The organism is Rhodococcus sp. GB-02 (genome assembly GCF_053470465.1).
In genome coordinates, this window is record NZ_JBPUKE010000002.1 from 710,163 (window position 1) to 724,078 (window position 13,916).

The 13,916-nt window shown below is 60.7% G+C and carries 13 protein-coding genes; 4 read left to right on the plus strand and 9 right to left on the minus strand.

Features of this window, described 5'->3' with window-relative positions:
- Positions 1 to 31: 31 nt before the first annotated feature.
- Both ACSW29_RS16435 and ACSW29_RS16440 read left to right on the plus strand, forming a co-directional pair.
- A complete protein-coding gene (locus ACSW29_RS16435) occupies positions 32 to 1,606 on the plus strand; it encodes an NCS1 family nucleobase:cation symporter-1 (protein WP_448277735.1) in 1,575 nt (524 codons plus the stop codon).
- Positions 1,607 to 1,611: 5 nt separating this feature from the next.
- Positions 1,612 to 2,340, plus strand: coding sequence for an aspartate/glutamate racemase family protein (locus tag ACSW29_RS16440; RefSeq protein WP_317828647.1), 729 nt, complete (start codon positions 1,612 to 1,614; stop codon positions 2,338 to 2,340).
- Here the strand turns inward: ACSW29_RS16440 and ACSW29_RS16445 are convergent.
- Together ACSW29_RS16445 and ACSW29_RS16450 are read right to left on the minus strand one after the other, a co-directional pair.
- Positions 2,307 to 3,482 carry an MFS transporter gene (locus tag ACSW29_RS16445; protein ID WP_448277736.1) on the minus strand — a complete coding sequence of 392 codons (1,176 nt, stop codon included), beginning with the start codon at positions 3,480 to 3,482 and terminating at the stop codon, positions 2,307 to 2,309. The genes ACSW29_RS16440 and ACSW29_RS16445 overlap by 34 nt on opposite strands.
- Before the next feature lie 100 nt (positions 3,483 to 3,582).
- The gene (locus ACSW29_RS16450; protein ID WP_230814626.1) at positions 3,583 to 3,894 is read right to left on the minus strand and encodes an ArsR/SmtB family transcription factor; all 312 of its coding nucleotides are present in this window, start codon (positions 3,892 to 3,894) and stop codon (positions 3,583 to 3,585) included.
- A gap of 338 nt (positions 3,895 to 4,232) precedes the next feature.
- Here ACSW29_RS16450 and ACSW29_RS16455 point away from each other — a divergent pair, with 338 nt between their 5' ends.
- Both ACSW29_RS16455 and ACSW29_RS16460 read left to right on the plus strand, forming a co-directional pair.
- Complete coding sequence (locus ACSW29_RS16455; RefSeq protein WP_448277737.1) at positions 4,233 to 5,483, plus strand: MCE family protein; 1,251 nt, start codon at positions 4,233 to 4,235, stop codon at positions 5,481 to 5,483.
- An 82-nt stretch (positions 5,484 to 5,565) separates the two neighbouring features.
- Positions 5,566 to 6,321 (plus strand): class I SAM-dependent methyltransferase, encoded by a 756-nt coding sequence (locus tag ACSW29_RS16460; RefSeq protein WP_448278162.1) that lies wholly within the window; start codon positions 5,566 to 5,568, stop codon positions 6,319 to 6,321.
- A gap of 44 nt (positions 6,322 to 6,365) precedes the next feature.
- Here the strand turns inward: ACSW29_RS16460 and ACSW29_RS16465 are convergent, their stop codons facing one another.
- From ACSW29_RS16465 to ACSW29_RS16495, 7 genes are all read right to left on the minus strand, one after another.
- Positions 6,366 to 7,118, minus strand: coding sequence for a MerR family transcriptional regulator (locus ACSW29_RS16465; protein ID WP_448277738.1), 753 nt, complete (start codon positions 7,116 to 7,118; stop codon positions 6,366 to 6,368).
- Positions 7,119 to 7,193: 75 nt separating this feature from the next.
- Positions 7,194 to 8,681, minus strand: a complete 1,488-nt coding sequence (locus tag ACSW29_RS16470; protein ID WP_448277739.1) for a flavin-containing monooxygenase — start codon at positions 8,679 to 8,681, stop codon at positions 7,194 to 7,196.
- The gene (locus tag ACSW29_RS16475; protein ID WP_283302521.1) at positions 8,678 to 9,598 is read right to left on the minus strand and encodes a ferritin-like domain-containing protein; all 921 of its coding nucleotides are present in this window, start codon (positions 9,596 to 9,598) and stop codon (positions 8,678 to 8,680) included. Before ACSW29_RS16475 ends, ACSW29_RS16470 begins: the two co-directional genes overlap by 4 nt.
- Position 9,599: 1 nt before the next feature.
- The gene (locus ACSW29_RS16480) at positions 9,600 to 10,511 is read right to left on the minus strand and encodes an SDR family NAD(P)-dependent oxidoreductase (protein WP_317828643.1); all 912 of its coding nucleotides are present in this window, start codon (positions 10,509 to 10,511) and stop codon (positions 9,600 to 9,602) included.
- Positions 10,512 to 10,670: 159 nt separating this feature from the next.
- Positions 10,671 to 11,612, minus strand: a complete 942-nt coding sequence (gene puuE, locus ACSW29_RS16485) for an allantoinase PuuE (RefSeq protein WP_448277740.1) — start codon at positions 11,610 to 11,612, stop codon at positions 10,671 to 10,673.
- A 16-nt stretch (positions 11,613 to 11,628) separates the two neighbouring features.
- Positions 11,629 to 12,615 carry an allantoicase gene (gene alc / locus ACSW29_RS16490; protein WP_448277741.1) on the minus strand — a complete coding sequence of 329 codons (987 nt, stop codon included), beginning with the start codon at positions 12,613 to 12,615 and terminating at the stop codon, positions 11,629 to 11,631.
- 3 nt (positions 12,616 to 12,618) lie between these two features.
- Positions 12,619 to 13,863 carry a DUF6986 family protein gene (locus ACSW29_RS16495; protein WP_448277742.1) on the minus strand — a complete coding sequence of 415 codons (1,245 nt, stop codon included), beginning with the start codon at positions 13,861 to 13,863 and terminating at the stop codon, positions 12,619 to 12,621.
- Positions 13,864 to 13,916: the final 53 nt, after the last annotated feature.

The window sequence follows — 13,916 nt, forward strand, 5'->3', positions numbered from 1 at the left end:
TGATTTCCTGCACTGATGCACAGGAGCTGTCATGACCGACATTCTTCCGTCTCGAACGACCTCTACACCTACTCCCGCAATGGACACCGGCCCAGGTGACCTGGTCGAAGCCGCGGGCCACCCTGCCGGCAGCGGTTTGATCAAGCCCGGCTACGACCCACGTTTGACCAATGAGGATCTGGCTCCGCTACGCAAGCAGACCTGGTCGTCGTACAACATCTTCGCCTTCTGGATGTCCGACGTACACAGCGTCGGTGGATATGTCACCGCTGGTAGCCTTTTCGCGCTCGGACTGGCCAGTTGGCAAGTACTCGTCGCCTTGCTGGTCGGCATCACGATCGTCTATTTCTTCTGTAATCTGGTCGCCAAACCGAGCCAGGCCACCGGCGTGCCCTATCCGGTGATCTGCCGTAGCGTGTTCGGCGTCCTCGGCGCGAACATCCCGGCAATAATTCGTGGCCTGATTGCCGTGGCTTGGTACGGGATTCAAACCTTCCTTGCTTCGGCAGCGCTCGATGTCGTACTGATCAAACTCTTTCCGTCACTCGCGCCCTATGCAGTCGTCGAAGACTACGGATTCGCTGGGCTCTCCGCGCTTGGTTGGGGTAGTTTCATGCTGCTGTGGGTATTGCAGGCCTGCGTGTTCTGGCGAGGCATGGAGTCGATCCGCCGGTTCATCGACTTCTGTGGGCCGGCAGTATATGTAGTGATGTTCATGCTGTGCGGCTACCTCATCTACCAAGCAGGCTGGAGCGCAATCGATCTCACACTCGGCGACGTCAAGTACTCGGGTTTCGACGCCGTACCGGTCATGCTCGGTGCAATCGCTCTGGTTGTCTCGTACTTCTCCGGACCGATGCTCAACTTCGGCGACTTCTCCCGCTACGGGAAGTCGTTCGCTGCAGTCAAGAAGGGCAACTTCCTCGGTTTGCCGGTCAACTTCCTCGTGTTCTCGGTTCTGGTCGTCGTCACGGCATCGTTGACACTGCCGGTGTACGGCGAACTGATCACCGATCCCGTTGCAACCGTGGCACGAATCGACAGTACCTTCGCCATCGTCCTCGGCGCACTAACCTTCACCATCGCCACGATCGGCATCAACATCGTCGCCAACTTCATCTCTCCGGCCTTCGACTTCTCCAACGTCAGCCCACAGAAGATCAGCTGGCGCGCCGGCGGAATGATCGCAGCGATCGGCTCGATCCTCATCACCCCGTGGAACCTCTACAACAATCCGGACGTCATCCACTACACGCTCGAAACCCTCGGAGCGTTCATCGGTCCGCTGTTCGGAATCCTGATCGCCGACTACTACCTCGTGCGCAAGCAGAAGGTGATCGTCGACGAACTGTTCAGCATGTCACCTACCGGAACCTACTGGTACAGAAAGGGATACAACCCGGCCGCAGTGATCGCAACCGTCGTGGGAGCAGTCGTCGCGATGGTTCCGGTGCTGGCCAAAGATCTCACCGGGATGTACACGGCAGCACAGTACAGCTGGTTCATCGGTTGCGGACTTGGCTTTGCCGTCTACTACTTATTCGCCACGCGTACCCTCCTGGCTGTCCGGAATACTTCCTCCGCGGAAACCACGACGGTCGATTGAAAGTCATGAGAATCAAGGTGATCAACCCCAACACCACGTGGGCGATGACTGCCAAGATCGAGGAATGTGCCCGGGCCGTCTCCGGTCCGGGCACATTCGTCGAGGCGGTCAGCCCTGTCATGGGTCCCGCGTCGATCGAAAGCCACTACGACGAAGCTCTCAGCGTCCCAGGGATTCTCGCCGAGATCGCGTCCGGCGAGAAGAACGGTGTCGACGGATATGTCATCGCCTGCTTCGGGGATCCAGGTCTGGATGCAGCCCGCGAACTGGCCAGGGGTCCAGTGGTTGCGATCGCCGAGGCGGCGATGAATTACGCCGGCTTCCTGGGCCGCGGATTCAGCGTTGTGACCACCCTCGGTCGAACCCGTGGCCGCGCTGCCGACCTGGTGGACCGTTACGGGATGCAGGCCCGCTGCCGTGGTATCCACTCCTGCGAGATTCCGGTTCTCGAACTCGATCGTGATCCCGATGCGCGAAAAGTGATCCTGGAAGCCTGTTTCGACGCACTGGAACGAGACGACTCGGACGTCCTCGTTCTGGGTTGTGCAGGTATGGCGGACCTGTGCCAGGAACTGTCCGCCGAGCTGGGGGTGCCGGTAGTGGACGGCGTTGCCGCTGCCGTCACGATGGTTCAATCCTTGATCACGCTTGGATTGTCGACCAGTGCGCGCGGTGAGTTCTCGCGGCCACTTCCCAAGAATTACACCGGAACTTTGGCGCCATTCTCGTTGTGAGCCCGCCCGAGCGACAATCGAGCGATGATCGTTGCCAGGGCGAGAGCGGCGAAAATGACTCCGGCCCAGACCAATTGACGTGTTCCGAGATGTGCGAGAAACAAGCCGCCTGTCGCTGTTCCGAGCGTGATTCCCAGATTGGAGAACGAAATGAACAGGCTGTTACCGAACTCGGGCGCATCAGCCGAATCTCGTCCCATCCAACTCTGCGAAACGACCAGTCCACCGGAATGCACCATGCCCCACACCAACACCGCAACAGTCATCGCGGCAAAGTACGGCCCCACCAGATAGATCACGACGTACACGACGATGTACAGCAACGGGAAAGCCACCACCGTTCGCACCACATTCTTTCCGAGCATCGCACCGAACACGAAGTTCCCGAAGATCATCACGACACCGAAAGCCAAGAGCATCGCGCTGATCCACGATCCGCTCATCCCGGTCACCCCGCCAAGATATTCGGCGAAGTATCCGTACACCGAAAACATGGCTGCGAAGACGAAGGTGACGGAAAGAATGGTCAACCACACGCGGGGCCGGCGAAGTATTCCGACCTGCGCGCCGTACGACATGCGTTGTGTCACCGGGGTCGAGGGCAGAAGTGTCAGAATTCCGAAAAACGCGAAGACGTTGACTACAGCGCCGAAAACGAATGCTGTCGACACCGTGAAGTTCTCGGCCAGATACGACGTCAACGGCACACCGAACGCAAATCCGACAGTGACACCGGCAAATACCTTCGTGACCGCAGAAGTTGCCTCCTCCGGTGGCACCAGACGAACCGCACTCGCGAGCGCGAGAGCGAAGAAGACCGGATGAACGACGGCGGGGATGATTCGGAAAGCAAACATCACCTCGAAACTCGACGTTGTCGCATACACCAGATTGGAAACCGCGAAGACTGCAATCGCCACCAACAGAACGGTTTTCCGGTTGATTCCCGAAGTGAAAAGCGTCGTGAAGGGACCGGTCACCGCCACGACGAGCGCAAACACGCCGACCAACCATCCAGCATCAGACGCGGTGATGCCGAACTTGTCGCTGACCTGGGGCAGAACCCCAATAATCCCCATCTCTGTGGTGATGATTCCGAATACGCCCAATGCCAGAACGGGAATCAACAATTTCGACTTCACAACACACTCCTCGTACTGCGCCACACGGGCGCGAAACAAATATATATCTAGATATGTAGATATGATTGGAGGACAACGATCGTCGCGGAAAACCCAACTGTCACAGTTTTTCGCGAACGAATTCCCTGAACTCGTCGATCACGGCTTCATTCCGCCGGTAGTACGTCCACTTCCCGATACGTTCGGACTCGAGCAGGCCCACATCCTTCATGCCCTGCAGATACCCCGAGATCACCGACTGCGCGAGCCCCGATCGCGACTGAATGTCACCAACACAGACTCCGATGTGAAAACCGAGATCCTGTTGCGTGTACGAGTCCTCGTCGAAGTACTTCGCCGGATGTGCGAGCCACTCCATAATCTGCAGGCGAGTCGGGTTGGACAGCGACTTGAAGATCGCCAAAGCATCCATCGATCACACCTCACCCTTCGCCGAGCGGAACGCATCTACTTTTATAGATACGAACGGCGAAGTCAAGCTTGCGCGGCGCATGGAAGGGTGTACATCACACATCGAGGCGCGAAGTGAGCTGCGCCACTTGAATTTCAGTGACCTGCGGAAACATGCGCCCCGACTTTCTATCTGTGACGACTTGTTTATAGTTATCGCCAACAACGAATTGTCGGAACTTTCCGGTTCACCTCAGAACGTCCGTGGGTGAACACAATTCGCTCAACATCAGCCGTACCCGGCTTGTCATTCGGGAGTCGAACCATGAGCACACCACACCAGTTCGGGCTCGATCTCTGATGGTGATGTCGAGGCTCGCCAAATGGCAGCTGGTCGCTCTCGTCGCCGTCGCGCTACTCGGGTTGATCTACGTCGGTGCCAAATACGTACGGCTGGACAATCTTCTGGGATTCGGCCAGTACACGATCAAGACCGAACTGGCGACGTCCGGCGGCATCTTCACCAACGCCGAAGTGACCTACCGTGGTGTGCCTGTCGGACGCGTCGGCGACATGTCGCTCACGTCCGACGGAATCGAAGTCGACCTGTTGATCGACAGCAGTGCTCCCCAGATCCCCGCATCCGCGCGAGCCGTCGTGGCCAATCGCTCAGCCATCGGCGAGCAGTACGTCGACCTGCAGCCCGATACCGACCAGGGCCCGTTCCTCGAAAACGGCTCGGTGATCGCCGTGGGCGACACCACCACGCCGATCCCGATCGAGAACGTCTTGACCAGCGCCGACGGTCTGGTGCACTCCGTTCCGGTCGACGCCCTCCACACCGTCGCGAAGGAACTCGGCGCGGCATTCAACGGCAAGGGCGAAGATCTCCAGGTACTTGCCGACTCGCTGTCGGGGATTTCCCAGTCGGGCCTCGACACCCTTCCCCAGACCCTCGGACTGATCCGCGACAGCCAGACGGTACTCACAACCCAGTCCGATCAATCGTCGGCGATCAAGCAGTTCAGCACCGACCTCGACGCACTGACCGCGCAGTTGCGCACCAGCGACCCCGACATCCGACGCGTGATCGACAACGGCATACCGGCCAGCGAACAAGTCGGCGCACTCGTCACCGAAGCCGGTCCTGCGCTTACGACCAACCTCTCCAACCTCGCCGCCGTTGCATCGGCGGCCGCACCGACAGTGCCTACCCTGCAGCCCTTCTTGCTCTTTCTCCCTGCGCTCGCCGGTGCAGCGCCCACTGTGGCACCAGCAGATGGAACCGTGCACCTGGGCTTGGTGCTCGAGACCAACAACCCGCTCTCGTGCACCGTCGGATACGAAGGGACCATGGCGATCCTCGACGAGATGAAGCGCAAAGACCCGAACTTCGACGACACCACACAGGACTTTCCGCTGAACACCGCTGCCAACTGCCAGGCACCTCAGGGCAGTGAAACGGGTGTCCGCAGCGCCAACCGCATCGCCTTCGCCGATCCGAACACCTCGCAGCCGTGGGACAGCAAGCCCAAGGTGGACCCGGACAAGCTCGATCTCAATCCGATCGCCACCCAACTTGCACCGATGCTCGGCGCCACCCCGAAGTAGCCGTAAACGACTGGCACCGTCAGTGCTCGCCGACCATGATGATGTGATGTCAGAAGGAACGCCTGAGGGCAAGCCACAGGGGATGTCACGAAGTTTCGACGAACTCGTAGCCGAAGCCGAATCCGCCTCCGTCGACGGATGGGATTTCTCGTGGCTCGACGGGCGCGCTACGGAGCAGCGTCCCACGTGGGGATACCAGAAACTGATGGGTCAACGTCTCGGCGGTGCCGGCGCTGCGCTGGACATCCAGACCGGCGGCGGCGAAGTCCTTGCCGCCGCACCATCACTCCCGTCCGTGATGGCAGCTACCGAATCCTGGCCACCGAATGCCGCCAAGGCCACTGCCCTTCTGCGTCCCCGAGGTGTGGTGGTCGTCGCGGACGCAGACGAGCCACCGCTACCGTTTGCCGATTCGGCATTCGATCTGGTGACCAGCCGGCACCCCGCGACAGTGTGGTGGTCCGAGATCGCGCGCGTGCTCGAACCCGGGGGAACGTACTTCGCCCAACATGTGGGTCACGCCAGCGTGTTCGAGCTTGTCGAGTACTTTCTCGGACCCCAGCCGGAGGCTCGTCGCGGACGGCACTACGAGGACGAAAGTGCTGACGCGATTGCGGCCGGGCTCACCATCGTCGACCTTCGTTTCGAGCGTCTGCGCATGGAATTCTTCGACATCGGCGCCGTTGTCTACTTCTTACGCAAGGTGATCTGGATGGTTCCGGGATTCACCGTGGCGCAGTACCGAGGCCGACTCCGCGAACTCGACGCGCAGATCCGTCGCGACGGATCGTTTGTCGCATACTCGAGTCGATTCCTGATCGAGGCACGCAAGAGCTGAGCGCACCGCGACGGGGCAGCGCATCCCGAACGTGATCGAAGCTGCTACTCCGACTCGTCGACGTCGCTCCGCGAGCCGATCGCAGCGGCGAGATAGTCGCCGAGTTCACGCTGAAGGTTCGCGTCGAGCGCCCTGGCCAGTGCCGAATGTACCGACGCCACACCGAGTTCACGCATCGTCTGGAGCATCTCGGCGGTTCCGGCAACCTCGTCGCCCTCCGGGAGCCAACCGACCCCGTGCTGATCGACGATGCGATCCTTCGCCGCCTGAATCAGGTCTTTCGCGATTCCGTCCACGGCGTTGTGGAGCTTTTCATGCACATCGACAAGGTGATCGAGAGTGAAACCGTATTCGAGGAGACTCGAAAACCCGCTGAGCAAAGCAGGATCGGTGAAAACGCAGTTCTCTCCTTCGATCTCTACCAGTCCGAGATCTACGAGACGATCCAGTTGACCATCCGCATCGCCCCCGAGAAATTCGCGTACGACGGTCATCTCGATACTCACGGTGTCACTGCGGGACCATGGTTCGGTGACCGCGTGTTGCAGACCCAGCACCTCTGTCAGGTCTTTCCCGGTTTCCCACCCGGTGATGAAGTCGTCGATATGCGCAGTGGTGAAACCTCGTTGAAGAAGTGTGTCGATCAGTTTGAGGCGTTCGAGGTGCGCGTCGCCGTAGATGCCTACCCGCCCCCGCTTCTCCGGCGGAGGAAGCAATCCGCGTTCCTGATATGCCCGTACATTCCGCGAAGTAGTGCCCGCAGCCCGCGCGAGATCGTCGATGCGGTACTCGGTCACCGCCTCGTCTCCTCTGCCGCGTCGGTCGTCACGATTCCAACTTAGTGGCAACACCAGGCCTGTCAGAACCCGGGATCAGGTCTGCGCAGTGTCTTTCTCGCGCACCGTGCTCGTGTAGTCCCGAAGATCCACCGATTTCAATTGGTTCACGTACTGGGTCGCGAAACCGGGAAACATCGTGGCGTTGAAACCTTCGTCAGTGAGATACCAACTCGAACATCCAGAGTTCCACGTGGTCTTCGACAGCCGCCGCTGCAACTCGACGTTGTACGCATCTTCGACATCTTGACGAACATCGAGTGCCTTGAGGTCGCGCTCGAGGACGATCTTGATCGCTTGTGCGAGATAGTCGAGTTGCGCTTCCATGTACACGAGGGCGGAGCTGTGCCCCGGACCCGAGTTGGGTCCGAAGGTGAAATACAGGTTGGGGTAGCCGGATACCGCGATGCTCTTATACGCACGCGCCCCGGATTTCCACTCCTGTGCGAGCACACGTCCACCCCTTCCGATGATCGGGACCGGTGTTCCGGTCTTGCAAACGTCGAAGCCGGTGGCGAACACAATGCAGTCGAATTGATGCTCGATCCCTTCGACCGTGCGAATGCCATGTGGGGCCAGTCTCGCGATCGGCCAGGTCACGAGTGTGCAATTGTCCTGCTGGAGAGCCGGGTAATACTCGCTGGTCATCAGCAACCGCTTACACCCAGCCCGAAAGTCGGGAGTGAGTTGTCGCCGCAACCACGGGTCCTTCACCTGCATACGCAGATGAAGACGCCCGACTGTCTCCACCACCCTCGTCAACGGGGATTGCCAGACCACCCCGAGTGCTACCGATTCGTGCCCCCAGTACCAAGCCCGACGCGCCAGAGTCTGGACGCCCGGATGACGACGGTACAGCTCCTTGGTCCGAGGTCGGGTGCGTAGGTTTGCTCGCGGCAATGCCCATCCGGGTGTTCGTTGGAAAACCTTCACAGATCGTGCAGTTTTGACGAGTTCCGGGACGATCTGGACGCCGCTGGCGCCGGTTCCGATCACTGCGACTCGCTTGTCGGTGAAGTCGTAGTCATGGTCCCAGCGAGCGCTGTGAATCTTGTGTCCTTCGTAGCTCTCCAAACCCGGAACAGCAGGAAAGCTGACGTTCGCGAGCGGACCCGACGCCATGACGACGGTCCGGGCAACGAGCGCTTCACGGCCCTCGAGCGCGATCGTCCAGACACCGGTCTGCTCGTCCCACTCGATGCCCGTGACGTTGCACAGAAACCGAATCTTCGGATCGAGGCCGAACTCTTTCACCATCGTTCGGATGTAGCCGAGGATCTCCGCGCTGGCTGAGTAGGTGTGCGACCAGTCCGGATTCGGGGCGAAACTGTACGAGTACAGACGGGACGGAATGTCGCACGCAGCGCCCGGATACGTGTTGTCACGCCACGTCCCGCCGACTTCCGTGCCCCGTTCGAGAATGACGAAGTCCTCGATACTGTTCTGCTTCAACCGAATCGCCGCTCCGATTCCTGCGAAACCTCCACCGATGATCGCCACTGACAGCGGCTCGGCAGTACTCATGCGAGTGGCTCGTACGTCAGTTCCTTGGCCCAGGTCGGCTCGGAATTGAGTCTGCTGCCGGAAAGCCGGCCCGTGACCTTGACCATCCGATCGGCAAGCAGATGGTAGGGATGGTTGCGATTGATGACCATGTTGCCGTGCCACTTCACCACCCGATACATCGGGACGCGGAGCGCGGCCGGACTCCGTTCGCCTACGTTCCTGAACCGCTTCATCGCGGTGTAGAGCCGTTCCTCGTTCACTCCCATGTCGACGATGTTGTCGCGCATCTTGTTCAGCAACGGGATGTAACGAAGTGTCCCGATGATCAACGCCGGGTTCATCCAGGCGCCGACGGTTTCGACAACGAGCTTGCGCGTCGTCGAGTGCCCGAGCATCTCGATGACCGCAAAATCCACCGCCAGATGCCTGGACTCGTCTGCGTTGATCTTCTTGAACACAGCCTGACAGACCGGATCCTCGATCTCGTCCATGATGAACTTGACCAGGGCTCCGTCGAGCGCCACCTCGAGCATCGGTATGACGGTCCCTAGAATCGAGAGCGACAAACCATCGGAATGCTTGTCCAGCCAGTCGATGACGAGCTTGACGTTGATGTTGGGCTCGGGCATCTCGTCGCCGTCGAGCATTCCCCACCTACGCATCAGCGCGAGTTCGGCGTTGGCGTGCTTCTGTTCCTCTGCGTGGAAATGCCGATAGATGTCTCGGAGAGTTTCAGTCGGCGCCTTGAGAGCCATCGCAGCGAAGCCGCGGGCACCGACGTTCTCGATCCACATCAGGTCCGACATGAACGGTTTCAGCTTCGCATGAAGCTCTGGACTGATCGTCTCGGCACCGGGAGCATCCCAGTCGATGTCCACCAGAGCCCATTGGCGGTCCTTGATCTTCTGCAGCATTCCGTCGAAATCGAAGGACATGTCACGCTCCTTTCGTGCTCAGCGAGTTCGTCTCCGGCACCGCCGAGGTTCCAGATGATCCCGACTTCTGTTTCGGCGCAAAGCGATTGAGAACTCCGCAGCCCCACGTGTATGCAACGGGTAGATACCGCTTGAGTCGCCAGATCACCTTCGCATCGAACTGCGGCACCACGTAGAGGCGACCCTTGTCGTAGGCGTCGAGAGTGGTAACGGCGATGCGCTCCGGCGAAAAGCCGGTTCGTCGCATCAACGCCTGCGCCAATTGTGTTGCTTCCGCGGTGATTCGACCGTCGAGAGCAACATTTGTCTTGACGAAGGTCGGACACAGCACCGTCACCCGCACTCCCGTACCGGCAAGTTCAGCAGACAAGGTCTCCGAGAGCGACATCACGGCCGCTTTGCCGACGTTGTAGGGCGCCATCAGCGGCGCAGCCGCAAACCCAGCGGCCGAGGCCACGTTGATGAATCCCCCGGCGCCGCTCGCACGCAGTTGTGGAGCGAATATCTCACAGCCGTGGACGACACCCCACAGATTGATCCCGAGTGCCCACTCCCAATCGTCGAAACCGATCTCGCCCACCGGTTTTCCACCGATACCGACCCCGGCATTGTTGATCACCAGCGAAAGCGGACCCGCAAGTTCGAGTTCCGCGAACAACGCCAGGTCCTGAACCTGCTCACGAATCGACACATCGCATTGGACGGCGTGTGCGGTACCACCGACCTCATCGATGAGTGCCACTGTTTCCTTGGCCCGTTCCAGCGAGATGTCCGCGCAGATCACCTCACCGCCTCGGCGCGCCAACTCCAACGAAAAGGCACGGCCGATTCCGCTGCCGGCGCCGGTCACCACTGCGCGGGCGTTGTAGGACACCTTCGATCCGCGGTTCTTGGTCGGCTTCTTGGTTGACACTGGTCGGCTCACCTTGAAGACGCTTCGACTGCTGTGTGTTTCTCCATCTACAAAGAGTCATCCACAACCGTGCCAGTTGTCAATGGCCTAGAATTTGATGGCGGAATACGCGCCGGTCGAACGAGTACCCGAACTGCGCGAATGAAGTCCTTTGTCGACCTACCGTGATCCCTGAGCGGGGTGCGCGGCCTTCCAGTGCTCGGCGATGTCGATTCGTCGCGTGATCCAGACCTTCTCGTGCGACTGCACATGATCCAGGAAGCGCTCGAGGGCAGCGGCACGGGCGGGGCGGCCGACAATGCGGCAGTGCAACCCGACCGACAGCATCTTCGGCGATCCGGCCGCTCCCTCCGCATACAGCACGTCGAAGGCGTCGCGTAGGTGCGCAAAGAACTGATCGCCGCTGGGAAATCCTGCGGGAGAGGCAAACCGCATGTCGTTGGTGTCAAGGGTGTAGGGAACCACCAGGTGCTTCGCCGACTCTGTTCCACGGGGCACGTCCACCCAGTACGGCAGATCGTCGGCGTACGAATCGGAGTCATAGACGAAGCCGCCGTGCTCGACCACCAGTTCACGGGTGTTCGGTGAATCGCGTCCGGTGTACCAACCGAGAGGCGCCGAACCCGTCAGATCTCGCAGAATCTCGACTGCCTCGGCCATGTCGGCGCGTTCACGCTCGATGTCCACGGATTGGTAAGACTTCCAACGTAATCCGTGACACGCGATCTCGTGACCCAACTCCTGAAAAGCACTGACTGCTTCGGGGTTACGCTGCATTGCCCGCGCCACCGCAAAGACTGTGAGAGGCAGGTTTCGCCGCTCGAAGGTCCGCAGGACACGCCACAACCCGGCCCGAGAGCCGTACTCGTACAGCGATTCCATGCTCATGTGTCGATTCGGAAATGCTTCCGCCGGAGTCATTTCCGACAGAAAAGTCTCCGAAGCCGCGTCCCCGTCGAGGACGTTGTTCTCGGCTCCCTCTTCGTAGTTGAGTACGAACTGAACCGCTATCCGCGCGTCGCCGGGCCAGTGCGGATGCGGCGGATGAGGGCCGTACCCCACCATGTCCCGGGGATAGTCGTCGCGCGGATAGTCGCTCATGCCAACAACTTTACCGTCAGCGCCCGGAGATCACAGCGCGAGCAGCGTCGGTGAGTACGCCGAAGACTCTCAGCCGCGCCAGGCCACCGTCCGGGAAGATGTCCAGACGGACATCGGTGACCGGAACTTCGGAATCGATCGGAAAGCGATGGCGCGTGTCCGGACGCAGCGTCGTACGCGGCAACAGTTCGATCCACTCCCCTTCCGGAGTTCGGCCGGTCAGAACGCCCTCACCTGGACTGTTTCCGAGGAAGTACGAGGTGTCGATCTCGGCGAAACTCAACACGCCTTCACCCGCGAGTTGTACTTGCACCCAGTCGTTTCCGTCGTCGCGGCGTCTGGCCGTCTCCCACCCGTCACCCATCGAAGCAGCGCGTCCGGGAAACAGAATGTTCTGCGGCGAGCTGTAGAACATGTTGGAGCAATCGGTTACGCGGCCACCGTTTTCGAGTGCTGCGAGGTCCAACGGCCCGGCATCGAGGAAACGCGGGTCTGGTCGCGCTTCACCGTGAACACGGAACCTGGCAACACCGCCGTCCGGGTAGATGGTCAGCTTGACGTGTGTCCACCGCTCCTCCGAAAACACCGAGAACGGATTCTCGGAGTCGCCGTGCACGGTCGAGCGCTCGACGATGGTTGTCCACTCGTCGGAACCGGCCAGGTCGAGTGGATCCGGATACCCGTCCACGGAGATTGCTTCCACCGAGATCTCGGGCGGGTAATTGCCCTTGAACCAGGCCGTGTCGACGACGACACCTCGCACCACTCCGGGAACACCGAGGCGCACGATCGCCTCGTCATGGCCTGCCACCCGGCGACGACGCGTCTCCCAACCGTCGTACACCTGCCCCTTGTGACCGAACGTCGCCGGTTGGTATCCCGCTTTACCCGGTCGGATCAGGGCCTCACGCTCGGCGAATGCCTCGTCGTTCGCCCAGATGACGGCTCCGCCGAGGGTGCGCAGTGCCAGGTCGGGCAGCAAGGTGAATTCGGTGGTGCTCATCGGTCAGTGTTCTCCTGTGATCGGTGTGGTGCGTCCTACGAGATGGCGGAGTGCGTCGGTGTCGGCGCTCGGCGCGAGCAGGAGCACCTCGGATTCCGGATAGGCCCCCGCGTCGAGCCCGCGCAGAACAACCGCCGCCAGAGCCTGTGCGGTTGCGGGTTCGTCCATCACATCGCCACCTTGGCGTCCCAGGTACGACTGGATGCGCGGGGCGGCGGCACCAAGCGCGTTGCGGTAGAAACCGAAGGTGGCGAGCCAGCGGGTGACCAGGTGCCCGGGGTGCATGTCCCAGCCCTGGTAGTAACCGCGTTCCAGGGATCGTGTGACGAGCCCATGGTGCCGAGTGATCGCGTCGCGGATTGCCGTGGCACTCCCGACTGGCGCGACCTGAGTGGACCCGTCGCACACCCACACGCCGGTCTGCGCGGCAGCAGCCAACATGACAGCCTTTGCGTGATCTGCCACCGGGTGTTCGAGCGACTGATGACGCGATGCAATTCCGCACGCCGCGCTGTAATCGTAAGTGCCGTAATGTAAACCGGTCAGACGACCGGCACCGCGATGGATGGCCGGAGCAACAGCCACCGTTCCGTCGGCAGCGATGACTGCCTGCGGGCTCTCGATCTGCAACTCGAACCGAAGCGAACCCGGCTCGAGTCCGTGAGCCTTCTCCAGTTCTTCACAGAGCAACACCGTCGCCGTGACCTGCTCCACCGCGCGCAGTTTGGGGACGGTGAAGACAAATCCGTCCGGCACTCCGCCGGCCGCGTCGAGCACCAACTCGAGCGTCCTGATCGAGCGCCGACGTTCACTGGCCGGCAGCCCCTTGAACCTGATGCCACCCCAGTTCGGCCCGGCAGGATCAGCGCTGAGCGCCGCGAGTGTCCGCCCGGCCGACGTCGCTGCAGCGTCTTCTTCCTCGTCGCTGCGGCGTCCGTATCCGTCCTCGAAATCTATTCGAAAGTCTTGGACCGGCTTGCGGCCGAGTTGAACTCGCACATCGGCGAGTGCGTTCTCGGTGTCGAGTTCGGCGAACACATGCGCGTGAGAATCGAGAAGCGCAATCGCCTGCTCACCCCAGAGACGAGGGGTGTCGACAGTTGCGTCTGCGGCACTGACGTAAATCGTGTGCACTGGCTGGATCTCGTCACGGTTTCCCGGGTACTGCGCCGCGAGCCGCTCGTCCACCGGGTCCAGAAGTTCGTCCAGACGATCATGGACGGCGGCGGAGAGTCGGGATTCTGTCATCGGACGATCTTCTCAGAACCTCCGCGAACCCGCAGGTTCTCACGCCGCCGTCG